24 protein-coding genes are annotated in these 24,364 nt (G+C 71.8%); 15 read left to right on the forward strand and 9 right to left on the reverse strand.

What is annotated here, in order from left to right:
- Positions 1-67: 67 nt before the first annotated feature.
- The 5 genes from DY262_RS09925 (at position 68) to DY262_RS09945 (ending at position 6,451) form a co-directional block, all read left to right on the forward strand.
- Entirely contained in the window at positions 68-2,113 is a 2,046-nt protein-coding gene (locus tag DY262_RS09925; protein ID WP_116958714.1) for an AsmA family protein, read from the forward strand.
- A 111-nt stretch (positions 2,114-2,224) separates the two neighbouring features.
- Positions 2,225-3,148, forward strand: coding sequence for a LysR family transcriptional regulator (locus tag DY262_RS09930; protein ID WP_116958715.1), 924 nt, complete (start codon positions 2,225-2,227; stop codon positions 3,146-3,148).
- Positions 3,149-3,283: 135 nt separating this feature from the next.
- Positions 3,284-4,276: a Bug family tripartite tricarboxylate transporter substrate binding protein gene (locus DY262_RS09935; protein WP_116958716.1), complete on the forward strand. Its 993-nt coding sequence runs from the start codon at positions 3,284-3,286 to the stop codon at positions 4,274-4,276.
- A 13-nt stretch (positions 4,277-4,289) separates the two neighbouring features.
- Positions 4,290-5,483 carry an aromatic ring-hydroxylating dioxygenase subunit alpha gene (locus DY262_RS09940; protein ID WP_116958717.1) on the forward strand — a complete coding sequence of 398 codons (1,194 nt, stop codon included), beginning with the start codon at positions 4,290-4,292 and terminating at the stop codon, positions 5,481-5,483.
- 8 nt (positions 5,484-5,491) lie between these two features.
- On the forward strand, positions 5,492-6,451 hold the full coding sequence (locus tag DY262_RS09945; protein ID WP_116958718.1) for a PDR/VanB family oxidoreductase: 960 nt from the start codon (positions 5,492-5,494) through the stop codon (positions 6,449-6,451).
- A gap of 19 nt (positions 6,452-6,470) precedes the next feature.
- Here DY262_RS09945 and DY262_RS09950 read toward each other — a convergent pair whose 3' ends face one another.
- From DY262_RS09950 to atpE, 3 genes are all read right to left on the reverse strand, one after another.
- On the reverse strand, positions 6,471-6,953 hold the full coding sequence (locus tag DY262_RS09950; protein WP_116958719.1) for a hemerythrin domain-containing protein: 483 nt from the start codon (positions 6,951-6,953) through the stop codon (positions 6,471-6,473).
- Between the two features lie 100 nt (positions 6,954-7,053).
- Entirely contained in the window at positions 7,054-7,602 is a 549-nt protein-coding gene (locus DY262_RS09955) for a Rossmann-fold NAD(P)-binding domain-containing protein (protein ID WP_116958720.1), read from the reverse strand.
- A gap of 9 nt (positions 7,603-7,611) precedes the next feature.
- The gene (atpE, locus tag DY262_RS09960; protein ID WP_070400801.1) at positions 7,612-7,854 is read right to left on the reverse strand and encodes a F0F1 ATP synthase subunit C; all 243 of its coding nucleotides are present in this window, start codon (positions 7,852-7,854) and stop codon (positions 7,612-7,614) included.
- 263 nt (positions 7,855-8,117) lie between these two features.
- Between atpE and DY262_RS09965 the strand changes: the two genes are divergently transcribed.
- The gene (locus DY262_RS09965) at positions 8,118-8,444 is read left to right on the forward strand and encodes a hypothetical protein (RefSeq protein WP_070400802.1); all 327 of its coding nucleotides are present in this window, start codon (positions 8,118-8,120) and stop codon (positions 8,442-8,444) included.
- 6 nt (positions 8,445-8,450) lie between these two features.
- Here the strand turns inward: DY262_RS09965 and DY262_RS09970 are convergent, their stop codons facing one another.
- Positions 8,451-8,891: a PACE efflux transporter gene (locus DY262_RS09970; protein ID WP_070400803.1), complete on the reverse strand. Its 441-nt coding sequence runs from the start codon at positions 8,889-8,891 to the stop codon at positions 8,451-8,453.
- A gap of 121 nt (positions 8,892-9,012) precedes the next feature.
- On the opposite strand from DY262_RS09970, the gene DY262_RS09975 reads away from it, so the two are divergent.
- On the forward strand, positions 9,013-9,927 hold the full coding sequence (locus DY262_RS09975) for a LysR family transcriptional regulator (RefSeq protein ID WP_116958721.1): 915 nt from the start codon (positions 9,013-9,015) through the stop codon (positions 9,925-9,927).
- 73 nt (positions 9,928-10,000) lie between these two features.
- Positions 10,001-10,204, forward strand: coding sequence for a putative motility protein (locus DY262_RS09980; RefSeq protein WP_147326207.1), 204 nt, complete (start codon positions 10,001-10,003; stop codon positions 10,202-10,204).
- 16 nt (positions 10,205-10,220) lie between these two features.
- On the opposite strand, the gene DY262_RS09985 is transcribed toward DY262_RS09980, so the two are convergent.
- The gene (locus DY262_RS09985) at positions 10,221-11,213 is read right to left on the reverse strand and encodes a LysR family transcriptional regulator (protein WP_116958723.1); all 993 of its coding nucleotides are present in this window, start codon (positions 11,211-11,213) and stop codon (positions 10,221-10,223) included.
- A 125-nt stretch (positions 11,214-11,338) separates the two neighbouring features.
- Here DY262_RS09985 and DY262_RS09990 point away from each other — a divergent pair, with 125 nt between their 5' ends.
- From DY262_RS09990 to DY262_RS10000, 3 genes are read left to right on the forward strand one after another with little or no spacing between them, the layout of a single operon-like run.
- Positions 11,339-12,316, forward strand: a complete 978-nt coding sequence (locus DY262_RS09990; RefSeq protein WP_116958724.1) for a tripartite tricarboxylate transporter substrate-binding protein — start codon at positions 11,339-11,341, stop codon at positions 12,314-12,316.
- A gap of 3 nt (positions 12,317-12,319) precedes the next feature.
- Positions 12,320-12,877, forward strand: a complete 558-nt coding sequence (locus DY262_RS09995) for a 4-hydroxylaminobenzoate lyase (protein ID WP_116958725.1) — start codon at positions 12,320-12,322, stop codon at positions 12,875-12,877.
- Positions 12,874-13,563, forward strand: a complete 690-nt coding sequence (locus tag DY262_RS10000; protein WP_116958726.1) for a nitroreductase — start codon at positions 12,874-12,876, stop codon at positions 13,561-13,563. Before DY262_RS09995 ends, DY262_RS10000 begins: the two co-directional genes overlap by 4 nt.
- A gap of 52 nt (positions 13,564-13,615) precedes the next feature.
- On the opposite strand, the gene DY262_RS10005 is transcribed toward DY262_RS10000, so the two are convergent.
- The 4 genes from DY262_RS10005 to DY262_RS10020 form a co-directional block, all read right to left on the reverse strand.
- Positions 13,616-15,049: an efflux transporter outer membrane subunit gene (locus DY262_RS10005; protein ID WP_116958727.1), complete on the reverse strand. Its 1,434-nt coding sequence runs from the start codon at positions 15,047-15,049 to the stop codon at positions 13,616-13,618.
- Positions 15,050-15,062: 13 nt separating this feature from the next.
- Positions 15,063-18,284 carry an efflux RND transporter permease subunit gene (locus DY262_RS10010; protein ID WP_116958728.1) on the reverse strand — a complete coding sequence of 1,074 codons (3,222 nt, stop codon included), beginning with the start codon at positions 18,282-18,284 and terminating at the stop codon, positions 15,063-15,065.
- Positions 18,285-18,308: 24 nt separating this feature from the next.
- Positions 18,309-19,547 carry an efflux RND transporter periplasmic adaptor subunit gene (locus tag DY262_RS10015; protein WP_116958829.1) on the reverse strand — a complete coding sequence of 413 codons (1,239 nt, stop codon included), beginning with the start codon at positions 19,545-19,547 and terminating at the stop codon, positions 18,309-18,311.
- 93 nt (positions 19,548-19,640) lie between these two features.
- Positions 19,641-20,474 carry an alpha/beta hydrolase gene (locus tag DY262_RS10020; protein WP_116958729.1) on the reverse strand — a complete coding sequence of 278 codons (834 nt, stop codon included), beginning with the start codon at positions 20,472-20,474 and terminating at the stop codon, positions 19,641-19,643.
- Between the two features lie 120 nt (positions 20,475-20,594).
- Between DY262_RS10020 and DY262_RS10025 the strand changes: the two genes are divergently transcribed.
- From DY262_RS10025 to DY262_RS10040, 4 genes are all read left to right on the forward strand, one after another.
- The gene (locus DY262_RS10025; protein WP_116958730.1) at positions 20,595-21,506 is read left to right on the forward strand and encodes a LysR family transcriptional regulator; all 912 of its coding nucleotides are present in this window, start codon (positions 20,595-20,597) and stop codon (positions 21,504-21,506) included.
- A 49-nt stretch (positions 21,507-21,555) separates the two neighbouring features.
- Positions 21,556-22,176 carry a response regulator transcription factor gene (locus DY262_RS10030; protein ID WP_116958731.1) on the forward strand — a complete coding sequence of 207 codons (621 nt, stop codon included), beginning with the start codon at positions 21,556-21,558 and terminating at the stop codon, positions 22,174-22,176.
- Between the two features lie 8 nt (positions 22,177-22,184).
- Positions 22,185-23,972 carry an ATP-binding response regulator gene (locus DY262_RS10035; RefSeq protein WP_116958732.1) on the forward strand — a complete coding sequence of 596 codons (1,788 nt, stop codon included), beginning with the start codon at positions 22,185-22,187 and terminating at the stop codon, positions 23,970-23,972.
- 79 nt (positions 23,973-24,051) lie between these two features.
- On the forward strand, positions 24,052-24,360 hold the full coding sequence (locus DY262_RS10040) for a hypothetical protein (protein ID WP_116958733.1): 309 nt from the start codon (positions 24,052-24,054) through the stop codon (positions 24,358-24,360).
- Positions 24,361-24,364: the final 4 nt, after the last annotated feature.

The following is a 24,364-nucleotide window of genomic DNA, read 5'->3' on the forward strand; positions in this document are numbered from 1 at the left end:
CGTCCATCGCCGGGGCCCTGGCTTGTCGCGGGGCCGCCCGGTGCGCGCCCTGCGCGGGGGGGACTGAATGGCCCCGCGGCGGCGCACCTTCATGGGCCTGGGCCTGGCCGGCGCGGCGCTGGTGGCCGCGCTGGTGGTGGCCGAGCACCAGGGCTGGCCCTTTCTGCGCGAACCGGTGCAGCGCGCGGCCACGCGCGCCGCGGCGGTGCCGGTGCGGCTGGAGGGGCCGTTTCGCCTGCACCTGTTCGGGCGCCCACGCATCGAGGTGGGCCAGTTGAACCTCGCCTCGGCCGAGCGCTTCGGCGCGCCGCACCTGGTGGACGCGCGCGGCGTGCGCCTGTCCTGGCGCTGGGGTGATATCTGGCGCTGGTGGCGCGGCGATCGCCTGCGCCTGCAGGCCCTGAGCGCGGACGCGCTCGACGCCCGGCTGCGGCGCCTGGGCGATGGCAGCGCCAACTGGCAACTGGGCGCGCGCGAACCCCGGCCCGAGACCGAGCCCCTGGGCGGCCTGCCGCGCTTCGGCTCGCTGGTGATCGGCCAGGGCGAGGTCGATTGGAAGGACCCCATCGCCGACGTCGACATCGGCATCCGCCTGCGCGGCCGCGAGGGCGAGGCCGAGGCCGCGAACGCCGGCTACCAGGCCTCGTTCAGAGGTCGCTACCGCGCGCTGCCGCTGCGCCTGCAGGCCCACGCGGGCGGCACGCTGCCGCTGCTCAACGACCCCGAGGCCAAGCCCGACGCACCCTGGGTGCCGGTGCGCGTGGAGGGCATGGCGGGCGCGGCGCGCCTGCGGTTCGATGGCGAGGCCGCGGCGCTGCTGGGTCTGCCGCGCCTGCGGGGCGCGCTGGCCTTGAGCGGCCCCTCGCTGGCGGCGGTGGGCCGGCCGCTGGGCATCACACTGCCGCGCACGCCACCCTTCGAGCTGCGCGGCACGCTGTCGCAAGGCGACGGCGTGTGGCGGCTGCAGGCCGAACGCGCCCACATCGGCAGCAGCCGGCTCGCGGGTGATCTGCGGTTCCACCAGCGCGCCCAGCCGCGTCGCCTGACGGGCGAGCTGCAGGGACAGCGGCTCGCGCTCGCCGACCTCGGGCCGGCGATCGGTGCCGGGGGCGGTGCCGCCGCGCCCGCCCCCCAGGGCCCGCGCCGCGTGCTGCCGCAGCGCCGCTTCGACCTGCCGTCGCTGCAGGCCATGGACGCCGACGTGCGCGTGGCCATCGAATCGCTGGACTTCGGCACGCGGGCCATGGCGCCGCTGCGCGGGCTGCGCACCCGCGTGCGGCTGGCGCAGGGGGTGCTGAGGCTCGACGATCTGCGCGCCGAGGTGGCCGGCGGCCGCGTCGAGGGCATGACCCAGCTCGACGCCACGGTCAGGCCCGCGTCGTGGCGGGCGCGCATCGAGATGAGCGGCGTCGACGTCGCGGGCTGGCTGCGCGGCCTGCGCCGCGAGGGCGCGGCCGCGCCGAGCGCTGCCCGCGCCCTCAAACGGGAGCGCGAGCGGGCGCGCCAGGGCGGCGAACAGGGGCTGAAGTCCTACCTCACCGGCGTGCTGTCGGCGCGCCTGGACGTGACGGGGGCGGGCCAGTCCACGGCCGAGATCCTGGGCTCGCTCGACGGGCCCATCGACCTGCGCCTGCGCGACGGCACCATCTCCCACGTGGCCACCGAAGCCATGGGCCTGGACCTTGCCCAGGCCCTGGGCGTGGTGGTGGGCGGCGACCGCCCGCTGCCGCTGCGCTGCGCGCGTTTCGACCTGCGCGCGCGCGAGGGCGTGGTCGAGCCGCGGCTCGCGGTGCTCGACAACCGCGACAGCACGGTGCATGTCGCGGGCCGCGTGAACCTGCGCGACGAAAGCCTGGCGCTGCGCCTGGTCACGCAGCCCAAGGACTGGTCGCCGCTGTCGCTGCGCACGCCGGTCACGGTGGGCGGCACGCTGGGCCAGCCCCAGGTCGGCATCGAGGGCGGGCGCCTGGCGGGGCGCGTGGCCGGCGCGATCGCGCTGGGGGCCGCCGCCGGCCCGGTGGCGGCGGTGATCCCTTTCATCGAGCGCGGCCGCCAAGAGCAAGGCGACCCCTGCGAGCCGCCGGCGCCCGCCGCGCCCGCGAACAAGCGCTGAGCCGATGCGCACCGGTGGGCACGGGTGCGCGGTGGGTCCGCGGCCGTCCGTCAGAATCGGCCTGCGCGGCGCGTGCCCCAGGGGCCCGTGGCCGCCGCAGCAGGAGACCCCATGGACGACCCCTCGTACGCCGAGGTGCGCGGCATCGACGTGACGATGCTGCGCGCCTTCGACGCGCTGATCCGCGAGCGCAGCGTGTCGCGCGCCGCGGCGCGGCTCTTCCTGAGCCAGCCCGCCGTCAGCGCTTGCCTCAAGCGCCTGCGCGTGGCCTTCGGCGACGAGCTGTTCGTGCGCACCCAGTACGGCGTCGAGCCCACGCCGCGCGCGCTCGCGCTGGCGCCTGGCGTGGAATCGGTGCTCTCGGATCTCCAGCGACTCATGAGCCGCCACCAGCCCTTCGACCCCGCCGCGTCCGACCGCATCCTGCGCGTGGCCGGCAGCGACCACCTCTGCCGCACCCTCATGCCCGGCCTGTGCCAGACGCTGGGCGCGCTGGGCTCGCGCATGCGCGTGTCCTGGTCGCTGGCCGACTACAGCAAGACCGCCGAGGAACTGGCGCGCGGCGACATCGACCTGGCGCTGATCCCGCGCATCACGCAGGTGACCGGCGTGCAGACCTCCATCCTGTGCGAGGACTCCTACGTGGGCGTGGCGCGCCTGGGCCACCCGGTGCTGGCCAGCGGCCTCGACCTCGACGCCTTCTGCGCCTGGCGGCACGTGGTGCTGGGCCAATCGCGCTCGGTGTTGGACGACACCATCGACAGCCAGCTCGCGCGCCTGGACCGCCGCCGCGTGGTGCAGGCCGGCGTCAACTCCTTCAGCCAGATGGTGGACCTGCTGGCCGAGACCGACCTGATCGCCGTCTTCCCGCAGCGCGTGGCGCGCCGCTACCTGCAGGCGCTGGGTTCGCGGCCGCTGCCGCTGGAGCTGCCCGACTACCGCCTGCACGCCTGCTGGCACAAGCGCAGCGAGGCGGACGAGGCCGTGGTCTGGCTGCGCGGGCAGGTGATCGAGGCCATCGAGCGCACGCTCTGACGGGCGCGCCGGCGGCGCGGCCGGGGGCAGCTATCAGCCCCACGCATATCTCATATCCAAACGTTTGCTTTGATCCGGCGCCCGCACCGGCCTATCGTGCGGCCCCGCATTGCACAACCCACGACGGAGACACGCATGAACCGACGCGACCTGGTGGCCCTCGGCCTGGCCTCGCCTTTCCTGGGCACGGCCCTGGCCCAGACAGCCCCCAGCTTTCCCAACCGCCACGTGCGCCTCATCGCCTTCGGCGAGCCTGGCGGCCCGCTGGACATCCTGGGCCGCGTGTTCGCCGAGCGCCTGTCCAAGGCCTGGGGCCAGCCGGTGGTGGTGGAGACCCGGCCCGGCGCGGGCGGCATGATCGCCGCCGACTTCGTCGCCAAGGCGCCGGCCGATGGGCACACCTTCCTGTTCACCATCACGCACACGCAGCTGGTGCTGCCCTTCCTGCAGAAAACGCCGTACGACCCGATCAAGGACTTCCAGCCCCTTACGCCGGTGGGCGTGGGCGGCCCGGTGCTGATGGTGCGCGCCGACTCGCCGGTGACCAATGTGCAGGAGTACGTGGCCTGGGCCAAGGCCAAGGGCCGCGCCACCTGCGCCACCTGGGGCCAGGGCACGGCCGCGCACCTCTACACCGAGCTGCTGCGCAAGCAGACCGGCGCGCCCATCGACCACGTGCCCTACAAGGGGCAGGCCGGCGCGCACATCGACCTGTTCGGCGGCGTCATCGACTCGGCATGGGCCAACCCCGCCACCGCCAAGGTGCACCTGCAGGGCGACAAGAACTCGGGAGGCAAGCCCAAGGTGCGGGTCATTGCCATCGCCGGCAGCCAGCGCAGCGGCACCCTGCCCGACGTGCCCACCTTCGTCGAGCAGGGCTTCAAGGGCGGCTTCGAGACCGAGAGCTGGTTCGGCTTCCTCGCGCCGGCGAAGACGCCGCGCCCGATCGTCGAGCAGATCGCCAAGGGCCTGCACGAGGCCGCCAGGACCGACGAGGTGCGCCAGCGCCTGGTCGACCTCGGCCTGACGCCTCTCACGCAAAGCCCCGACGAGTTCGCCCAGTCGCAGCAGAAGGAAATGCCGCAATGGGAGGCGCTGATCCGCGCCGCCGGCATGCGCGCCAGCTGATCGCCCCCTACCCATGAACGCACGGACCATTCCCATCGTCCCCGACCAGGGCACGGCCTACGGCCGCCCGGCGCCCAGCCACAAGAAGGAACTCACCGAGGTGGGTCCGGGCACGCCCATGGGCGAGCTGCTGCGCCGGTACTGGCACCCCATCGGCCTGGCCGCCGACGCCACCGACACGCCGCGCCAGGTGCGCGTGCTCGGCGAAGACCTGATCCTCTTTCGCGACAAGCAGGGCCGCGCCGGCCTGGTCTACCCGCACTGCGCGCACCGCGGCACCTCGCTGCTGTACGGCAAGGTGGAAGAGAACGGCATCCGCTGCTGCTACCACGGCTGGCTGTTCTCGGCCGACGGCCGCTGCCTGGAGCAGCCCTGCGAGCCCGAGGGCGGCAAGTTCCGCGAGAAGGTGCGCCAGCCCTGGTACCCGGTGCAGGAACAGTACGGCCTGGTCTGGGCCTACATGGGCCCGCCCGAGAAGAAGCCCACGCTGCCGCGCTACGAGGCGCTGGAGAACCTCGATCCGGGCGAATTCCTGGAGGCCAATGACCGCAGCATCGGCGGCGGTGGGCCGCAGATCATCGACTGCAACTGGCTGCAGCACTACGAAAACCTGGTCGACCCCTTCCACGTTGTGGTGCTGCACTCGACCTTCAGCGGCACGCAGTTCGTCGAGCAGATGGCGCTCATGCCCCAGGTCAGCTGGGACAAGGTCGAGCTGGGCGTGCGAACCACCTCGGTGCGCCAGCTCGACGACGGCAAGACCTTCCGCCGCGTGAGCCAGGCCGCCATTCCGACGCTGCGCGTGATTCCCAGCCCGCGCCTGGGCAAGTTCGGCCGCGTCGAATCGCTCGGCTGGATCCTGCCCATCGACGACCACCATTTCCGCATCTACGTGGTGGGCCGCGTGAGCGAGGCCGGCGAGCTGGCCAAGATGCGCTCGCGCCAGAACGGCAAGCTGTGGGAGGAGCTCACCGAAGAAGAGCACCGCGCCTCGCCCGGCGACTACGAGGCCATGGTCAGCCAGGGCAAGATCGCCAGGCACTCCGAGGAGCACCTGGCCACCTCCGACCGCGGCATCGTGATGCTGCGCCGCTTCCTGCAGGGCCAGGTGGAGGCCGTGCAGCGCGGCGAAGACCCGGTGGGCGTGAGCTTCGACCCCGAGGCGCCGCCGGTGTTCTTCGACGCCGGCAACTTCCTGGAAGGCTGATCGCGGCGATGGGCCTGGATTTGGTGGTGAAGGTCGTGCGCAAGCGCGTGGAGGCCGAAGGCATCGTGCTGCTCGACCTGGAGGGCGACGGCGCCGCGCTGCCGGCCTTCACCGCCGGCGCGCACATCGACGTGAAGACGCCCTCGGGCGCGGTGCGGCAGTACTCGCTGTGCGGTCCGCCCGGCCAGCCCGGGCCGTACCAGATCGCCGTGCTGCGCGAGGCGTCGGGACGCGGCGGCTCGGCGTCAATGCACGACGCGCTGGCCGAAGGCGACCGGCTGGCGGTGTCCGCGCCGCGCAACCACTTCGCCTTGAGCGAGGCGCCGGGCGCCAGCCTGCTGTTCGCGGCGGGCATCGGCATCACCCCCCTGGTGGCGATGGCCGAAGCCTTGCACGCCCAGGGCCGCGAGTTCACGCTGCACTACTGCGCGCGCAGCGAGGCGCGCACCGCCTTCCTGCACCGCTTGCGCGAGCGGCCCTACGCCGGTCGCGTGCGCTTCCATTTCGATGGCGGCGAGGCCAGCCGGCAATTGGACATCGCCGCCGCGCTGGCCGCGGCGCCGGACGGCGCGCAGGTCTACGTCTGCGGCCCCCAGCCCTTCATCGCCGCCGTGCGGGACGGCGCGGCCCGGGCCGGCTGGCCCGCGGCGCGCGTGCACTTCGAACACTTCTCGGGCCTGGCCGCCGACACCAGCGGCGACGGCTCCTTCGACGTCGTGCTGTCGCGCAGCGGGCGCACGGTGCGCATCGCGCCCGACGTGTCCATCACACAGGCGCTCGCGGCCGAGGGCGTGGCCATCGACACCTCCTGCGAGCAAGGCGTCTGCGGCACCTGCCTGATCCGTGTGCTCGAAGGCGAGGTGGACCACCGCGACCTCTACCTCACACCCGAGGAGCAGGCCTCGCACACGCAGATGCTGCCCTGCTGTTCGCGTGCGGCGTCGGCGCGGCTGGTGCTGGACCTGTAGGCGCGCCAGCGGCGCCGGCTCACGCCATTTCGGCGCCCATCAGCGCCTCCTTGCGCGATTGCAGCTCGTCCTTCATGGCCACCAGGTCCAGTTGGCGCGCCGCGCGCGCCTTGGGAAATATCTGGCCACGCTCTTCCTTGACGTGGTGATCGATGTGCTCGCCCAGCACCTTGACCTTGGCGTCGAACATTTCGTCGACCTCGTCCATGGACTCGAGCTGGGCGATCAGTTCCTTGGCGCTGGCGTGCTCCACCTCGGCCTCGGCCAGGGGGGTGGTGTCCCTGAGGGCGGCGCGCAGCGCGGGGTAGAAGACCTCTTCCTCAAGGGTCGCGTGCACCGTGAGCTCGTGGCAGATCTCGCGCGCGAGATCGAGCTTGCGCTGGGCGATGCCGCGTGCGCTGGAGTGGGCGATCTCCTCGTACGCCTTGAACAGCTTCTTGACCGCCTTGTGGTCGGCGTCGAGCAGGGTGCAGGCATCGGATGCGTGGCGGGTGGTGGGCATGAAGGACTCCTTGTATCGAGGGTGGGCCGGCCGCGTGGTACCCGGCCGGCTGGCAGGCAAATGGCGTTCCCAGGCCGCGCCCGCGCCCGCGCCGCGCGAGCTAGCGGGGCGGCCGCATGCCCAATGCGTACAGGGTGTCGATCAGCGTGCGCAGCATCCAGGCGGCGAGGCGCTCCAGCCAGCCGCCCGTGACGGCCTCGCCCGGTCGCGGCGACGGCGGGCGCACGCGGGCCTCGCGCGCGCCATAGCCCAGGGCCTGCACCGCCGCGCGCTCGGCCGCGTTCGGGGTGTGGCCCGGGGCGTGCACCAGTTCCAGCCGGCGCACGCCCCGCGCGTGCAGGGCCTGCATCAGCGCTACCAGCGCCGCCCGCTCGGGCCGCCAGAACACGGCCTCGCGCGCGTGGCGGCGGGTGTCAAGCACGATCACCACCTCGTCGCTCGGCGACACATGCGGCAGGCCGGCGCGCCAGCCATCGCCGTCCACCACCGCATGGCCCAGGCCGCGCGGCAGGTGCGCGAAGGCGCGTGTGCAGAGCACGGTCACCGGCACCGCGTCCACCCGGCCCAGCCGCTCGCGCAGCACCGCGGCGCCGGCGCGGCCGACGGCGCCGATCACGAGCACGCGGTGCTGGGTGGGGGAGGGACGCATCGCCGGCGTTCAGGTGGGGAAGGGCGCCGCCAGCGCGAACCACACGCCCAGCGCCACCGAGATGATGAAGGCGCCGTCGAGCAGGCCCGCGAGCAGGAAGACCTTGGGTTGCAGGGCTTCCATCATCTCCGGTTGCCGCGCCGAGGCTTCGAGGTAGCGGCTGGCCATGAGGCCGATGCCGACGCACGAACCGAGCGCGCCCAGGCCAATCATGTGGCCGACGGCGAGGGGAAGTTGGGAGAGGTCCGACATGTGAAGCTCCTGGCTGTTGATGGCCCCACTGTGCCGGGCGGCGTGCATCGAATCCATGACCTAGCAGGTCAAGGCGGGCCGGACGCCTCTTGCAGCAGCCCGTCGCGGAAGCTGGCCAGCGGCGGCAGCTGGCGCTTGTCCTGCACGCGGCGGGCCAGGGCGCGGCGGGGCCGCCACAGATCAGTGGCTTAGGTCCTACAGATGGGCGACAGTGAGGGGCTTCCCGGGGGTGCGCCGCGGCGACCCAGTGCTCTAATTTCTTCATGTTGAAGAAAGCGTGGTTTCGTTTCGGCCTGAGCCGCGCCCTCGGCGAACTGGGCATTCCGTCGAACACGGTGCCCTCGCACCTGCGCCAGGCGGTCATCGACCTGGGCCTGAGCGAAGGCTTCAACCCACGCGAGGCCGCGCTCATCATCTACTTCCGCACCCCGGCCATGCGCCTGCTCGAGGCGCAGCGGGCGCAGACCACCATCGCGGCCTGGCAGACCAGCCAGGCCGTGCGCCAGGGCTACTTCGGGCGCGCGGTGCGCCAGGAATTCCCGCTGCCCGAAGTCTCGGGCGTGCGGGAGAGCCTGTTCCAGGATTCCTGAGCCGGCTCAGCCGCCCGGGGCCGGCTGCGGCGCGGCCGAGGCCGGCAGGCCGAACACGCGGTCGAAGCCCAGGTTGAACACGTAGGTGTAGACCAGGAAAAACACGATCAGGCCCAGGTCCAGCACGAAGGCCTGCCACAGCGACACGCCCAGCCACCAGGCGAACAGCGGCACCAGCATGAGCACCAGGCCGGCCTCGAATCCCAGGGCGTGCGCGATGCGGCGCGCCACGCCGCGCCCCTTGGTGGCCTGGCGCGCTTCCCAGCGCTCGAACAGGGTGTTGTAGGCCAGGTTCCAGACCACGGCGATGGCCGAGGCCGCGACCGCCGCCACGCTGGCGTGGCCCAGGCCGCTGTCGGACAGCAGGGCCAGGCCGGCGCTGGAGGCGGCGATGGCGAACAGCTCGTAGAGGGAAACGTAGACGATCTTGCGTCGAATGCCTTGCATGGTACGAAATCCTTGGGGGAGGCCCCCGGCGGATGGGCGGGGGCGATGGGGGCACTGTATGCGCGCATTTCTGAAGGGAAAAGTCAGATAATTTCAGAAAATCTGATAGATCGAGGCGGCCATGGCCTTCACCAGCGACAACCTGCGCACCTTCCTGGCGGTGTTGGACACCGGCTCCTTCTCGGCCGCCGCGCGCCAGCTGGGCCGCGTGCCCTCGGCGGTGAGCATGGCCATCGCGCAGTTGGAGGCCGAGCTGGACCTGGTGCTGTTCGACCGCAGCGCGCGCGAGCCCCGGCCCACCGACGTGGCGCGCGCGCTGGAGCCGCAGGCGCGCCAGATCGCCAGCCAGCTGCGCCGCCTGGGCGCGCAGGCCCAGGCCCTGCACCAGGGGCTGGAGCGCCAGCTCACCATCGCCATTGCGCCCGAGCTGCTGTCGGCGCCCTGGAGCCGGTCACTGGCGGTGCTGGCCGAAGAATTTCCGGCGCTGCTGGTGGAGGTGCTGTCGGCGCCGCAGGCCGACGCCTTGCGCATGTTGCACGCCGGCGAGGCGCAGCTGGCCCTGGTGTTCGAGCGCCCGGGCAGCGACGAGCGCGAGGGCTTCCAGGAGTTGGGCACCGAGCTGTTCGTGGCCGTCATCGCCGCCGACCACCCCGAGGCCCAGGCGCGACAGGGCGCGCTGCAGCTCAACGACCTGATCGAGATCCGCCAGATCGCCGTGGCCAGCCGCGACCCGCGCGGGCGCGACCCGCGCATGCTGCTGTCGCGCCACCTCTGGCGCACCGACAGCCACCTGGCCACCCTGAGCCTGGTGCAGGCCGGCCTGGGCTGGGCCTACCTGCCGCGTCGCCTCATCGAGCCGCTGGTGGCGGCGGGCGGGCTCACCGAAATCCGCTTCGGCAACATCAGCAACCAGCTGCGCCTGTGGGTGGACGTGGTGTGGAACGCGGAGCGGCCGCTGGGCTTGGGGGCGCAGCGGTTCATCGAGCTGATGCGGCAGGCGACGCGGGAGGCGGGGGAGGGCCCTGGCCTGGGCTGAAGCGGGCGCGCGGTTCAAGAACGGGGGAGACCGACCGATACCAGGAGCAAGGCATACCGCAACAGGAGTTCCCGTGGACGTTTCACCCGCCGCCATGGTCCAGGCCGTCGTGGCCAACCAGCAGGCCGACGTGGCCCAGAAGGTGCAGCTTGCGATGCTGCGCAAGTCCATGGACATGCAGGGCAGCGCCGCGCTGGCGCTGCTGCAAGGCGTCACCGGCGCGTTGCCCCTGGCCACGTCGGGCAGCGTCGGCACGCAGGTGAACGTGCTGGCCTGAGCTCGCGCCGCGGTCTTCAGGTCTTCGCCGCGCCGGGCCTCCCGGCCGCGAGCGCCACCTCCGCCACGGTCTCGCGCAGCCAGGTGTGCGCGGCGTCGTGGTCGTGTCGGCTGTGCCAGACCGCGCGCGTGGTGGCCACGGCGGACGGGTAGGGCGGCTGGCGCATCACGAGGCCGCTGTCGCCGCGCGTGAGAGCGCGCGCCAGCGAGGCCGGCACGATGGACAGCATGTCGCTGTCGCGCAGCAGCGCAGGGATCGCGAGCGAATGCGGCACGGTCACGCGCACGCGCGGCTGCACGCCTTGCCCGCCCAGCGCCTCGTGCAGCGCGCCGCGATCGAACATCTCCGACTGGCGCGCCAGCCCGCGCTCCAGAATGAAGCCATCCACCGCGCCTTCCTCCTGCCCACCCACCGAGATGGTGACCAGCGGGTGGCGCGCGAGGGCCGTCAGCGTGAGCCGGCCGCGCGACGCCGGGTGGTCCTTGCGCATCAGGATCGCCTCGCCCTGCGACAGCAGCGTGCGCGCGCTCATGCGCGGTGGCACCTGCGAGAAGATGCCGATCGCGAGATCAATGCGGCCGAGGTCGATCTGCTCGGCCAGATCCAGCCGCGTGGACGGGCGGATGACCAGGTCCACGCCCGGCGCGGCGCGCTGCAGCTTGCGCGCCAGCGGCGCTACCAGAACGGCGGTGACGTGGTCGTTGGCCGCGATGACGAACTGGCGCTGCGAGGCGCGCGGCGAGAACGGCGCCACGTCCAGCGTCGATTCGATGCGGCGCAGCGCGTCGCGCAGCGCGGGCGCCATGCGCAGCGCGCCGCCGGTGGGCACCATGCCGCGCCCGGTGCGAACGAACAACTCGTCGCCCACCACCTCGCGCAGGCGCGACAGCGCGTGGCTCACGGCCGACTGGCTCAGGTGCAGCCGGCGCCCCGCGAGCACCAGGTTGCGTTCTTCGAAGACCGCGTCGAAGACCTTCAGCAGATTGAGGTCCACCTTGCCGATGCTCATGAGTGCCCACTCCGATATGAATGCCGTGCAATGAACCATTGCACAGAGACCAGTTCCCTGCAACCCGCGATCGTCGCAGCATTCGGTCCATCGGCGATCGGTCGCCGTTGAAAGCAGAGGACCCCATGAATGCACTCTCCCGTCGCGCGTTCGCGCAACTGCTGGCGGCGCTGCCGGTCGCCGGCGCCTCGTGGCCCTTGCGGGCCAACACCCCGGGCAAGATGCTCGTGGGCTACCCCGCCGGTGGCACGCTGGACACCACGGCGCGCCACCTCGCCGACGCGTGGCGGCGCGATGGCCGCACGTACATCGTGGACAACCGCGCCGGTGCAGCCGGGCGCATCGCCAACAGCCAGCTCAAGCGCGAAACCGCCGACGGCAACACCCTGCTGTGCACGCACACCTCGGCGCTCACCATCTACCCGCACGTCTACACGAAGCTCCAGTACGACGCCGATGCCGACTTCGTGCCCGTGTCTTCCGTGGTCACGGCGGGCTGCGCCTTCGCGGTCAGCGGCACCGTGCCCGCCAGCGTGAAGACCTTGCCCGAGTACGTGGCCTGGGTGCGCCAGACGCCCCGCGCGGCCCTCTACGCCTCGCCCGCCGCGGGTTCGGTGGCGCACTTCCTGGGCTACCAGCTGTCGGAAGCGGGTGGCCTGAAGCTGGAGCACATCGCCTACCGCGGATCGGCCCCCGCCATGCAAGACCTGCTGGGCGGGCAGATCCCCGCGTACTTCGGTTTCGTGGCCGACTTCCTGCCCTACCTGCAGCAGGGCAAGGTCCGCATCCTGGGCGTGACGAGCGAGCAGCGCTCGCGCTTTCTGCCGAGCGTGGCCACCTTCGGCGAGCAAGGCTTCGGCCAGATCCGTGGCGCGGAAACCTACGGCGTCTTTGTGCCACCCGGCACGCCGGCCGACACCGTCAACGCCCTGCACGCCGCCATCGAGAAGGCCAGTCGCGATGCCGCGCTGCGCGCCGGCTACGAGAAGGTGGGCCTGGAGGTGCGCACGCGCACGCCGAAGGAGTTCGCGGCCATGATCCGCCAGGAACGCGAGACCTGGGCGCCGGTGGTGCGCGCCTCGGGCTTTCGCATGGAGGAGTGAGCCATGTCCGCAGACACCGTCATTCGCGAACGAGATGAACTCATCGAACGCTGCCTGCCTTTTCTCGCCGAAGTGAAGGACATGACGGCGGGCACCGAGGTCGAGCGCTGGCTCAATGAGCAGCGTGGCCCGGGCAGCGCGCTCTACGACAACCTGGCGCGCCTGATCAGGCGGGGCGTGCAGGACGGGTGGGCCGCCAACGTCGAGATCGACGGACCCATCTACCGCCGCAGCCGCTTGCTGGAGCCGTCGCAACGCACGCACCACTTCAGCATCACCGCCGTCTACATGGACAGCCGGGGCAACACGCAAGGCAATCCTGGCGGCACCTACCGCGGCCAATACCACGCGCATCCCTATGGCGAATTCAACATGGTGATCCCCGTGACGCCGGGGGCCGCGCTGGCCGGGCCCAACGGCTGGTGCGAGGCCGGCTGGACCGCGCCGCCGCCTGGCAGCCACCACTACCCCGAAGCCAAAGGTGGCGCGGTGATTGCGCTGTTCTTCCTGCCGGCCGGGCGCATCGCTTACCACCCCGCGCCGGGCGAGGGCGCGCGATGAGCACGTCGACGTTCGACACCACCGCCTGCCTCGATGGCTTGCTGCGCTCGCGCTGCTCGGTGCGAGCGTTTCGCGACGAAGCCGTGCCTCGCGAGACGGTGCTCGAGATCCTGCGCGTGGCGTCGCGCGCGCCGAGCAATTCGAACACGCAGCCCTGGCAGGTCTATGCGCTCGCGGGCCCGGCGATCCGCGAGCTGGAGGCCGCCATTGCCGCCGTGTTCGACAGCGGCCAACTGCCGCCGCCGCACCACTTCCCGGTGCCTTTGCCAGACGAATACGGCGTGCGCCAGGCCGACTTTGCCGCGCGCTACTACCAGGCCCTGGGCATCGACCGCAGCGACGCCGCTGCCCGCGCCCGCCAGACGCGGCGCAACTTCGGCTTCTTCGGCGCGCCGGTGGGCCTGATCTTCGCCATCGACGCCTGCCTGAAGCCGCACAGCTGGCTGGACCTGGGCCTCTTCCTGCAGAGCGTGATGCTCGCGGCGCGCGCGCGCGGGCTCGACACCTGTCCGCAGGTGAGCTTCGCGCCCTACCACGCGGTCATCGCGCCGTTGCTGGGCATGCCTGACGGGCAGGTGACGGTGTGTGGCCTGTCCCTGGGCTACCGCGACGAGCGCGCGCCGGTGAACAGTGTCGAGACGCCGCGGCGTGGCGTGGACGCCTTCGTGCGAACGCTGGGGTTCTGACGATCGCCCCTGTCTTGGCGTTCACGCCATGCAATGGGCTGGTCGCCAGCGCTCAGCCGCGCCCCCGCTCGGCGTCCCAACCGCCACCCAAGGCCCGGATCAGCCGCACCGTGGCCTGCTGCCGCGCCGCCTCCACGCGCTGCGCCTGGCGGCGGTTCAGCAGTTCGTTGCGGCGCGCGTCCAGCAGCTCGAGCTGGCTCACCAGCCCGTTGCGCCAGCGCGTTTCCGAGATCGCGCTGGCGCGCTGCGCGGCGCTGACCGCGCGGCCTTGCGCCAAGGATTGCTCGCGCAACAGGCGCAGGGCCGAGAGCTGGTCCTCCACCTCGCGCAGGGCGTTGAGCACCTGGCTGCGGTACTGAGCTGCGGCGGCGTCGAAGCCGGCCCGCGCGTCCTGCACGCCGGCCTCGCGCCGGCCGCCGTCGAACAGCGGCAGCGACAGCAGCGCGCCCACGCCCCAGGAGCGCGCGGACCACTGGAACAGCTCGCCGAGTTCCGGCGAGGCATGGCCTGCCGCACCGGTGAGCGAGACCCGCGGGAACCAGGCGGCCTGGGCCACGCCCACGCGGGCCTGCGCGGCCAGCAAGGCGGCCTGCGCGGCGGCCACGTCGGGCCGGCGCGCGAGCACGGTGGCCGGCACGCCGGCCGGAATCGCGGGCAGTGCGCGCGCCGTGGTGGTGGCGGCCAGCGAGAAACCCGAGGCGGGTTCGCCAAGCAGCACGGCCAGCGCGTGTTCGAGTTCGGCGCGCGCGCGGTCCAGCGCGATCACCTCGGCCTCGGTCGCCGCCAGTTCGGTCTGGATGCGGATGACCTCGAGCTCGGCCACGTCGCCCGCTTCGAAGCGGCGCTGCGTCAGGCGCAGGGTGTCGGCATAGGCCGTGGCGGTGTCGCGCATCAGCGCGCGTTCGGTGTCGGTGGCGCGCAAGGCCAGGTAGGTCTGCGCCACCTCGGCCTGCACCAGCAGGCGCGTGCTCTGCAGCAAGGCCTCGCGCGACTGCGCGTCGAGCGATGCGGCGTCCTGCGCGCGCGCGAGGCGGCCGAACAGGTCCACTTCGTACGAGAGGTTCAGGCCCGCCTGCAGCAGCGTGGCGGGCGCCGGTCCGTTCGCGGTGTCGGCGCCCGCGCCGCGTTGGGCCGAGGCGCTGGCGCCGATCTGTGGCGCCCGCTGCGCCTGTGCGCCGCGCAGCAGCGCGCGCGCCTGGGCCAGCCGCGCGGCGGCCTGCTGGATGTCGGTGTTGCCCGCGGCCGAGCGTTCGATCAGTTCATCGAGCACCGGGTCGCCGAAGGCCTTCCACCAGGTGCCGCGGCTCTGGGCCTCGGCGGGCGGGGCGGTGGTCCACTGCGCAGCGTCCGTGGCCTGCGCGGCCTGGCCCTGTTCCTTGAATTGCGCCGGCGTGTCCACCGACGCGGGCAGCGGCGGCAGCGCGGTGGCGCAGCCGGCCAGTACCAGGGCAGCGGCCAGTGGCAGGAGGCGGTTGATGGCGTTCATGGTGGGAAATCCTTCAATGCGTGACCGGGGCCGCGGGCAGGGGCCGGGCGTCGGCGCCGCTGGCAAAGCCCTCGAAGTGGGGCGTCTCGCCGTGTTGCCGCAGGGGGCGGTTGCCCGTCAGCTGGCGCAGCAGCACGTAGAACACCGGCGTGAGGAAGAGGCCGAAGGCGGTCACGCCGATCATTCCGGCGAACACCGCCACGCCCATGGCCGAGCGCATCTCGGCGCCGGCGCCGCTGGCCAGCACCAGGGGCAGCACGCCCATGACGAAGGCCAGCGAGGTCATGAGGATGGGGCGCAGGCGCAGGCGGCTGGCTTCGATGGCGGCCTGCACCGGCGTGCGGCCCGCGAACTCCAGTTCGCGCGCGAACTCGACGATCAGGATGGCGTTCTTCGCCGACAGGCCCACCAGAACGATCAGACCGATCTGCGTGAAGACGTTGTTGTCCCCGCCGTCCAGCCACACCCCTGTCATGGCCGCGAGCAGGCCCATGGGCACGATGAGGAGGATGGACAGCGGCAGCGTCAGGCTCTCGTACTGCGCGGCCAGCACCAGGAACACCAGCAGGATGGCCAGCGGGAACACCCAGAGCGCGGAATGGCCCGCCAGGATCTCCTGGTAGGTGAGTTCGGTCCATTCGAAGCCGATGCCGGCGGGCAGGGTTTCGGCGGCGATGCGTTCGATGGCGGCCTGTGCCTGGCCAGACGAGAAGCCAGGCGCCGGGCCACCGTTGATGTCGGCCGTGAGGTAGCCGTTGTAGCGCATGGCGCGCTCGGGGCCGAAGCTGGCATCGACCTTCATCAGAGCCGACAGCGGGATCATCTCGCCGCTGGTGGCGCGCACCTTGAGCAGGCCGATGTCTTCGGCGCGCGCGCGGTAGGGCGCGTCGGCCTGGGCGCGCACGCTGTAGGTGCGGCCGAAGCGGTTGAAGTCGTTCACGTACAGGCTGCCGAGGTAGATCTGCAGGGTGTCGAAGATTTCCGTCACGGGCACGCCGAGCTGGCGCGCCCTGGTGCGGTCGATGTCGGCGTAGAGCTGCGGCACGTTGACCTGCCAGCTCGTGAACATGCCGGCCAGCTCGGGCGTCTGGTAGGCCTTGGCCATGAAGGCCTTCACCGCCGCGTCCATGGCCTCGTAGCCGAGCGAGGCCTGGTCTTCGAGTTGCAGCTTGAAACCGCCGGTGGTGCCCAGGCCCGCCACCGGTGGCGGCGGGAACATCACCACGAAGGCGTCCTGGATCTCGCCATAGGCCTGGTTCAACTGGCCCGCCACGGCGGCGCCGCTCTGGTCGGCGTTCCTGCGCTCGGCGAAGGGCTTGAGTGTGGCGAACACGATGCCCGCGTTGGAGCTGTTGGTGAAGCCGTTGATGGACAGGCCCGGGAAGGCGATGGCGTCTTCCACGTTGGGGTTTTGCCGGGTGATCTCGCCCATGCGCTGGATGACCGCGTCGGTGCGGTCCAGCGTGGCGCCGTCGGGCAACTGCGCGAAGCCGATCAGGTACTGCTTGTCCTGCGCGGGCACGAAGCCGCTGGGCACGGCCTTGAACAGGCCAACGGTCAGGCCCGCGAGCGCGAGGTAGATCGCCATCATCAGCGCCTTGCGCCCGATGGCGCGGTGCACGCCGCCGCTGTAGGACGCGGCGCCGCGGAGGAACACGCGGTTGAAGGCGCGGAAGAAGCCGCCGAACGCGCGGTCCATGCCGCGCGTGAGCGCGTCCTTCGGTTCGTGGTGGCCCTTGAGCAGCAGGGCCGCGAGCGCCGGCGAGAGGGTGAGCGAGTTGATCGCCGAGATCACCGTGCTGATGGCGATGGTCACCGCGAACTGCTTGTAGAACTGGCCGGTGAGACCGCTGATGAAGGCCAGCGGAACGAACACGGCCACCAGCACCAGGGCGATGGCGATGATGGGCCCCGAGACCTCGCGCATGGCGCGGTAGGTGGCTTCGCGCGGGCTCAGGCCCGCCTCGATGTTGCGCTCCACGTTCTCCACCACCACGATGGCGTCGTCCACCACGATGCCGATGGCCAGCACCAGGCCGAACAGGGACAGCGCGTTGATGGACAGGCCCAACAGGTGCAGCACCGCGAAGGTGCCCACCACGGAGACCGGCACCGCCAGCAGGGGAATGATGGAGGCGCGCCAGGTCTGAAGGAACAGGATCACCACCAGCACCACCAGTGCGATGGCTTCCAGCAGGGTGGTGATGACCGAGTCGATGGAGGCGCGCACGAACTGCGTGGGGTCGTAGGCGATGCGGTATTCCACGCCCTCGGGCATGTGCTGCTGCAACTCGGCCATGGTGGCGCGCACCTGGGCCGAGATCTCCAGGGCGTTGGAGCCCGGGGCCTGGAACACGCCCATGCCCACGGCGGGCTGGTTGTTCAGCAGGGAGCGCAGCGAGTAGTCGGCCGCGCCCATCTCCAGGCGGGCCACGTCGCGCAGCCGCGTCACCGCGCCGTCGGTGCCGGTCTTGACGATGATGTCGCCGAACTCCTGCTCGGTCTGCAGGCGGCCCTGCGCGTTGACGGAGAGCTGCAGATCCACGCCCGGCAAGCCGGGCGAGGCACCCACCACACCGGCGGCGGCCTGCACGTTCTGGCCGCGGATGGCGGCCACCACGTCGCCGGCCGACAGGCCGCGCTGCGCCACCTTCTGCGGGTCGAGCCAGACGCGCATCGCGTAGTCGCCGCCGCCGAAGATCTGCACCTGGCCGACGCCTTCGATGCGGGCCAGCCGGTCCTTCACGTTGAGCACCGCGTAGTTGCGCAGGTAGTTGATGTCGTAGCGGTCGTTGGGCGAGACCAGGTGCACGACCATGGTGATGTCGGGCGAGCTCTTGACGGTGGTCACGCCCAGGCGGCGCACCTCCTCGGGCAGGCGCGGCTCGGCCTGCGAGACGCGGTTCTGCACCAGTTGCTGGGCCTTGTCGGGGTCGGTGCCGAGCTGGAAGGTCACGGTCAGCGTCATCACGCCATCGGTGGTGGCCTGGCTGCCCATGTAGAGCATGCCCTCGACGCCATTGATGGATTCCTCCAGCGGCGTTGCCACGGTCTCGGCGATCACCTTGGGGTTGGCACCCGGGTACTGGGCGCGCACCACCACGGAGGGCGGCACCACCTCGGGGTACTCCGAGATCGGCAGCCCGCGCAGGGCGACCAGGCCGGCGATGACGATCAGCAGCGAGAGCACGCCCGCGAAGATCGGCCGGTCGATGAAAAATTTGGAGAGGTTCATGGGGAGCCGTTTCTGCGGGGCGCCTCAGGGCTGCTTGGCCGCGAGTTGCTGCGCGTCGCGGGTGGCGCGCGCCTGGTTCATGGGGACGGGCTGCGGCTGCACCAGCGCGCCGGGCCGCACGCGCTGCAGGCCGTTGACGACGATGCGCTCGCCCGCCTTCAGGCCGCCGAGCACGCTGCGCAGGCCATCCACCGACGCGCCCAACGCCACCTCGCGGTACTCGGCCTTGTTGTCATCGCCCACCACCAGCACGAACTTCTTGTCCTGGTCGGTGCCGATGGCGCGTTCGCTCACCAGCAGCTGGTGCGCGCTGCGCGGCTGCGCCATGCGGATGCGCGCGAACTGGCCCGGCATGAGCGTGCCGTCGGCGTTGTCGAAGACGGCGCGCACGCGCACCGTTCCGCTGCGCGGATCGACCTGGTTGTCGATGAGTTGCAGCCGGCCGGTGAAGGGCGTGTCGGCGTCGCCGGCCGTGCCCATCCGAACGGGGATGCGTTCGAGCGATCGGTGGGCACTGGCGCCACCCCGGTTCAGGCCCTGCAGCGCGCGCGCCACGGTCTGTTCGTCGGCGTCGAAGCTGGCGTAGATCGGGCTGACCGACACCAGCGTGGTGAGCATCGGCGCGCCCGGTCCGGCCGCGACGAGGTTGCCCGCGGTCACGTCGACCTTGCCGATGCGCCCGGCCACCGGCGCGCGCACCTGGGTGTAGCCCAGGTTGAGGCGGGCGGCCTGTACCTGGGCGCGCGCGGCCTGCAGGTTGGCCTCGGCTTCGCGCAGCGCGTTCTGGCGGTCGTCGAGCTCGCGCTGGGCGATGGCCTTGTCCTGCCAGAGCCGCTGCGAGCGCGCGAACTCGCCGCTGGCGTGGCTCAGGCGGGCCTGCGCGGCGCTGGCCTGCGCCTCGGCCCGCGCCACCTCGGCCTCGTAGGGGGCGGGGTCGATGGAGACCAGCAGCGCGCCCTTGGCCACCAGCGCGCCCTCTCGGAAGTGCGTGGCCAGCACGGCGCCCGCCACGCGCGAGCGGATCTCCACGCGCTCCACCGCTTCCAGGCGGCCGGAGAACTCGTCCCAGAGGGTGGCGTCGCTTTCGGCGACGGTGGCGACCGACACCGGCAGGGGCGGCGGTGCCGCATCGGCGGGCGCGCTGGCCTGCGCGGTCATGGCCTGTTGCGCGATCGCGAACGCGGCCGCTGAGATGGCGGCCAGCGCGGCGATGGGCAGCCAGATGCGACCCAGGGACGAAGGTTGGGTGGACGGGCGGGGCATGGTCTGATCCTTTTTGAGGGTGAGCAAGGCCATCCCCGGCGTGTGGCCGGGGATGGCGTCGGGAGAACGGGGGGAGAGGGGCGCGGGCGCCCGTCAGGACGGTGGTGGCGGCGTGGCGGCCTGGAAGAAGGCGCGCAGGTGTTCCCGCGCCTCGTGGGTGCAGGGACATTCCGCCGTCAGTGGCTCGGCCAGCGAGTCGGGCCAGCCCGTGTCGATGCCGAGCACATGGGCCCGCACGGCGATGCCGGCGCCGCGCAGGCGCTCGGCGTAGGCCAGGGCCTCGTCGCGCATGGGGTCGTCGGCGCCCGTGAGCACCAGCGCGGGCGGCAGACCCGCCAGGCGCTGGGCCAGACCGGGCACGGCGTAGGGGTGCTCGGCGTCCATGGGACCTCGCAGGTACTGTTGCCAGCCTTCGGCCCACTTGCATTCCACGCAATCGCCCAGCGTCTCGCGCAGCGAGGCGGTGGCGTTGCACGGGTCCAGCATGGGCGCCACCAGGATCTGCCCGGCCAGCGGCGGGTGGGCGCGGTCGCGCGCCATCAGCGCGGTGGCGGCCGCGAGGTTGCCGCCGGCCTCTTCGCCGGCCACGAACAGGGGAGCGTCCTTGCCGGCCAGGCGCGGGCGCTGCTTGTGCAGCCACTCCAGCGCGGCGTAGCCGGCCTCCAGCGCTTCGGGAAAGCGGTGCGCGGGCGCCAGCGGGTAGGCCAGCGAGGCCACCACCGCGCCCGCGCCGGCCAACAGTTCCGCCAGGCAGGCGCCGCTGTCCAGGTCGCCCGAGACGAACGCGCCGCCGTGGAAGTGCAGCACCAGCGGCCGCGCGCCGCCGCGCGGCTTGCGGCCCAGCACGCGCAGCGTGAGCGGCGGCTGGCCCGGCACCGACAGCGTCTGCGCCGCCGCGGCGGCGAAGGTGGAGGCAGTGGAATCCATGGCCGCGACTATAGGCACAGCGGCCGTGCGGAAAAAGCGGGATGGCGCCACCGCTCTGTTTCCGGTGCATGAACAATCCGGCCCCCACAATCGCCGCACAGCACAAACAGGAGCCGGGGAATGGACCAGTTGCAATCGATACGCGTGTTCGCGCGCGTGGTGGAGGCGGGCACCTTCACCAAGGCCGCGGAATCGCTGGACCTGCCCAAGGGCACGGTGACCAAGCTGGTGCAGCACCTGGAGTCGCGCCTGAAAGTCAAGCTGCTCAACCGCACCACGCGGCGCGTGACGGTGACGCCCGACGGCGCGGCCTATTACGAGCGGACCTCGCGCCTGCTCAACGACCTCGACGACGTCGAGGCCAGCATGACCAATGCCCAGGCCAAGCCCAGCGGGCGCTTGCGCGTGGACGTGGGGACCTCGGTGGCGCAGCTCATCCTCATTCCCGCGCTGGCCGACTTCTATCGCCGCTACCCCGACATCCAGCTCGACATGGGCGTGACCGACCGCCCGGTGGACCTGATCACCGACAACGTGGACTGCGTGATCCGCGGCGGCGAGCTGCTGGAGCAGTCGCTGGTGGCGCGGCGCATCGCCAACCTGCCGCTGGTGACGGTGGCCTCGCCGGCCTACCTGAAGGCGCACGGCAGGCCCACGCACCCCGAGCAGCTGCAGACCGATCACACGGTGATCAACTACTTCTCCACGCGCACGGGGCGGATGTACCCGAACGAATTCCACAAGGACGGCCAGAAGCTGGAGATTTCGGGCCGCTACCGGCTCTCGGTCAACGAGAGCAACGCCATGACGGCCGCGCTGCTGGCCGGCCTGGGCATCGGGCAGACCGGGGGCTTCGTCGCCATGCCGCTGATCGAGCGCGGTGAGCTGGTGCAGGTGCTGGAGGAATGGGCCTGCGAAACGATCCCGGTGTACGTGGTGTACCCGCCCAACCGGCACCTCAGCGCCAAGGTGCGGGCCTTCGTGGAATGGGCGGCGGAACTGTTCGCCAAGCACCCGCACCTGGGGCGCTGATAGGCTTGGCCCATGGCAGGCGAGCGACAGAGGAAAGGCCGATCCCGCGATGTCCGAGCAGCAGCAACCGAGAACCCTACTGGTGGTGGACGACCATGAGCTGGTGCGCGTGGGCCTGCGCCAGGTTATCGTCCAGCGCTTCGCCGATCGCTTCCCTGTCGAGGAGGCGCACAGCCTGGCGCAGGCCCTGTCGTTCCTGGAGCGCCGCGCCGACGAGGTGTTCCTGCTCCTGCTCGACTTGAACCTGGGCGATGCGCGTGGCCTGTCCGGGCTCAAGCTGCTGGGCCGGCTCTACCCGCGGCTGGGGGTGGCCATCGTGTCGGGCACGCACGACGCCCGCGTGCGCGAGGAGGCGCTGGCCCACGGCGCCCTGGGGTACTTCTGCAAGACGGGCGACACCGGCGACCTGAGCGGCTTGCTCGACACGATCGAACGCGCCGCGGCGCCGGGCGCGGCTGGGCCGAGCGCAGCGCGTGGCGCGGGGCTGCCGTCGGTGCCCTTGAACAACCGCCAGATCCAGGTGCTGGAGCTGCTGCTGAGCGGCCTGGACAACCGGGCGATCGCGGCCGAGACCGGGCTGGCGCTGGGCTCGGTGAAGAACTGCGTGTCGGCGATCTTTCTCTCGTTCAACGTGCGTTCCCGGGCCGAGCTGATCGGCCGTTTTTCCTGAGGCCCGCCATGACCGCCTGGCCATGGCAGCTCCCCCCCGCGCTCGCCGCGCCGCTGGCGGTGCAGCGCATCCAGCTCGAGCTTCTGCTGGAAAAAACCGGGCCGGTGCGCATCCTCTCGCCCATTCCCTTCGCGACGCCGCTGGCGATCGTTTTCCACCTGAAGTGGGCCTCCAGCCTTCCGCTGGTCTGGCTCGGTCTGTTCTATGCCGCCGTGCTGCTCACCTACCTGCGGCGGCGGCGGCTGCAGGCCCGGGGCCCGCTGCAGGACCACGAGCTGTCGGCGGTGCTGCGGGGCCGCGTGCGCGACATCTTTCTGCTGGGCGCCATGTGGGGTTGCGCGCCCTGGCTGCTGAGCGCGCACCGAAGCGTCGACGGCCTGCTGCTGATCTCCCTGTTCATCATCGGCGCGATCTCGCTGGGCTCGGCCATCGTCTCCACGCACCGCCAGACCATCGCCGCGTTCAGCGTCCCGGCCGCCGCTGGCATGGTCACCGCCTGCCTCTGGCACGGTGGCCTGGTCGGCTGGGTGCTGGCCTTTTGCATGGCGCTTTTTCTGGCGATGACGCTCAAGTGGACATTCCAGCAGGCCGATCTGCTGGCGCAGTCGCTCACGGTTCGCTTCGAGAAGGAAGACCTCGCGCGCCGCCTGGCGCAACAGGTGGAGCTGGTCGAACACGCCAACCGGGAAAAGAGCCGCTTCCTTGCCTCCGCCAGCCACGACCTGCGCCAGCCCCTGCACGCCATCTCGCTGTTCACCTCGGTGCTCGAGCGCGCCCGGCTCGACGCCGACAGCGCGCGAACGGTCGCGCGGCTGGGCCACTCGGTGCGCGTGTTGAACCAGTCGCTCGACACCATGCTGGACATCTCGCGGCTGGACGCGGGGGCGGTGCAGCCCCGGTTGGAGCCCCTGCGGGTGCACGATCTGTTCCTCGCGCTGAGCCACACGTTCTCGGGCAGCGCCCAGGCGCGCGACCTGCAGATCCGCTTCCGCGCGCCGGGGGACCTGGCCGTCGTGAGCGACGCGCAGCTGCTCACCCGCCTGCTCGGCAACCTGATCGACAACGCCATCAAGTACACGCGCTGCGGCGGCGTGCTGGTCGCGGCGCGCTCGGGGGCGCCGGCGGCCCGCGAGGGCTGGGTCTGCTTCGAGGTGATCGACACCGGGATCGGCATCGCCGCCGAACACCAGCAGCGGGTGTTCGACGAGTTCTACCAACTCGCCAACCCGCAGCGCGACCGCGCCCATGGCCTGGGCATCGGCCTGTCCATCGTCAAGCGGCTGTCCGGCCTGCTGGAGCACCCCATCGCGCTGGTGTCCGCGCCGCAGCGGGGCACGCGCTGTCGGGTCTGGGTGCGGCGGGCCGCCGCGCTCGACGCGCCCCGGGCGGCGGACACCGGGCGGGCGCCGGCCGAACAGCCGCTGCCGCGCCATGTGCTGGTCATCGACGACGAGCCGGTCGGCCGCGAGGCCCTGGCCTTGCTGCTCTCGTCCTGCGGTTGCACCGTGTACCCCGCCGGCGACCTGGGGCAGGCGCGGCAGCTGCTGGATCGGCACCCGATCGAGGCCGTGGTGTCCGACTTCCGCCTGCCGGGCGATGGCAATGGCCTCGAGCACCTGCTCGCACTGCGCCGCGCGTCGCCGCACCTGCGCACCCTGCTGGTCACCGGCGAAACCGCGCCCCAGCGCATCGCCGACATCAAGGCCAGCGGCGTGCCCTACCTGCACAAGCCCGTGCGGGCGCAGCAGCTGATGGACGCGCTGGCGGGCGCTGCGGTGGCCCCGCCGGCGATGTGACCGGGGTCACTTACGCCGGGAACCGGCGCCCGGGATACTCGCGGCCGTCCACACAACGCCCCCGCTCGGGCCCGCTCCCATGTCCCCTTCGCTGCTCGGTCTCGTCCTGTCCCTTCTTGCCACCACCGCCCTGGCCGCGCCCGACCCGCAGTGCGCCGAGTACGACACCTTGCGCGCCCAGCGCGACAAGGCCTTGCAGGCGAAGAACCTCCAACAGTACTGCGGCGCCCTCTCCGGCCTGATCCGCCTGATGCCGGCCACGCCCCCCGCGCCGGCGCGGCTTCAGTGCGAGGCCAAGGCCACGGGCATGAAGGCGGAGACCTGGCTGGGCGTGCGCCCCGACGTGATCGCCAACATGAAGAGCACCTGGGACGGACAGTGCCGCTGATCCG

Source organism: Hydrogenophaga borbori, from assembly GCF_003417535.1.
GTDB lineage: Bacteria > Pseudomonadota > Gammaproteobacteria > Burkholderiales > Burkholderiaceae_C > Hydrogenophaga > Hydrogenophaga borbori.

What these genes read in the sequence shown, in the direction of transcription:
- DY262_RS09925 (WP_116958714.1), top strand. Translation starts at nt 68, where the DNA reads ATGGCCCCGCGGCGGCGCACCTTCATGGGCCTGGGCCTGGCCGGCGCG.
- DY262_RS09930 (WP_116958715.1), top strand. Translation starts at nt 2,225, where the DNA reads ATGGACGACCCCTCGTACGCCGAGGTGCGCGGCATCGACGTGACGATG.
- DY262_RS09935 (WP_116958716.1), top strand. Translation starts at nt 3,284, where the DNA reads ATGAACCGACGCGACCTGGTGGCCCTCGGCCTGGCCTCGCCTTTCCTG.
- DY262_RS09940 (WP_116958717.1), top strand. Translation starts at nt 4,290, where the DNA reads ATGAACGCACGGACCATTCCCATCGTCCCCGACCAGGGCACGGCCTAC.
- DY262_RS09945 (WP_116958718.1), top strand. Translation starts at nt 5,492, where the DNA reads ATGGGCCTGGATTTGGTGGTGAAGGTCGTGCGCAAGCGCGTGGAGGCC.
- DY262_RS09950 (WP_116958719.1), bottom strand. Translation starts at nt 6,953, where the DNA reads ATGCCCACCACCCGCCACGCATCCGATGCCTGCACCCTGCTCGACGCC.
- DY262_RS09955 (WP_116958720.1), bottom strand. Translation starts at nt 7,602, where the DNA reads ATGCGTCCCTCCCCCACCCAGCACCGCGTGCTCGTGATCGGCGCCGTC.
- atpE (WP_070400801.1), bottom strand. Translation starts at nt 7,854, where the DNA reads ATGTCGGACCTCTCCCAACTTCCCCTCGCCGTCGGCCACATGATTGGC.
- DY262_RS09965 (WP_070400802.1), top strand. Translation starts at nt 8,118, where the DNA reads ATGTTGAAGAAAGCGTGGTTTCGTTTCGGCCTGAGCCGCGCCCTCGGC.
- DY262_RS09970 (WP_070400803.1), bottom strand. Translation starts at nt 8,891, where the DNA reads ATGCAAGGCATTCGACGCAAGATCGTCTACGTTTCCCTCTACGAGCTG.
- DY262_RS09975 (WP_116958721.1), top strand. Translation starts at nt 9,013, where the DNA reads ATGGCCTTCACCAGCGACAACCTGCGCACCTTCCTGGCGGTGTTGGAC.
- DY262_RS09985 (WP_116958723.1), bottom strand. Translation starts at nt 11,213, where the DNA reads ATGAGCATCGGCAAGGTGGACCTCAATCTGCTGAAGGTCTTCGACGCG.
- DY262_RS09990 (WP_116958724.1), top strand. Translation starts at nt 11,339, where the DNA reads ATGAATGCACTCTCCCGTCGCGCGTTCGCGCAACTGCTGGCGGCGCTG.
- DY262_RS09995 (WP_116958725.1), top strand. Translation starts at nt 12,320, where the DNA reads ATGTCCGCAGACACCGTCATTCGCGAACGAGATGAACTCATCGAACGC.
- DY262_RS10000 (WP_116958726.1), top strand. Translation starts at nt 12,874, where the DNA reads ATGAGCACGTCGACGTTCGACACCACCGCCTGCCTCGATGGCTTGCTG.
- DY262_RS10005 (WP_116958727.1), bottom strand. Translation starts at nt 15,049, where the DNA reads ATGAACGCCATCAACCGCCTCCTGCCACTGGCCGCTGCCCTGGTACTG.
- DY262_RS10010 (WP_116958728.1), bottom strand. Translation starts at nt 18,284, where the DNA reads ATGAACCTCTCCAAATTTTTCATCGACCGGCCGATCTTCGCGGGCGTG.
- DY262_RS10015 (WP_116958829.1), bottom strand. Translation starts at nt 19,547, where the DNA reads ATGCCCCGCCCGTCCACCCAACCTTCGTCCCTGGGTCGCATCTGGCTG.
- DY262_RS10020 (WP_116958729.1), bottom strand. Translation starts at nt 20,474, where the DNA reads ATGGATTCCACTGCCTCCACCTTCGCCGCCGCGGCGGCGCAGACGCTG.
- DY262_RS10025 (WP_116958730.1), top strand. Translation starts at nt 20,595, where the DNA reads ATGGACCAGTTGCAATCGATACGCGTGTTCGCGCGCGTGGTGGAGGCG.
- DY262_RS10030 (WP_116958731.1), top strand. Translation starts at nt 21,556, where the DNA reads ATGTCCGAGCAGCAGCAACCGAGAACCCTACTGGTGGTGGACGACCAT.
- DY262_RS10035 (WP_116958732.1), top strand. Translation starts at nt 22,185, where the DNA reads ATGACCGCCTGGCCATGGCAGCTCCCCCCCGCGCTCGCCGCGCCGCTG.
- DY262_RS10040 (WP_116958733.1), top strand. Translation starts at nt 24,052, where the DNA reads ATGTCCCCTTCGCTGCTCGGTCTCGTCCTGTCCCTTCTTGCCACCACC.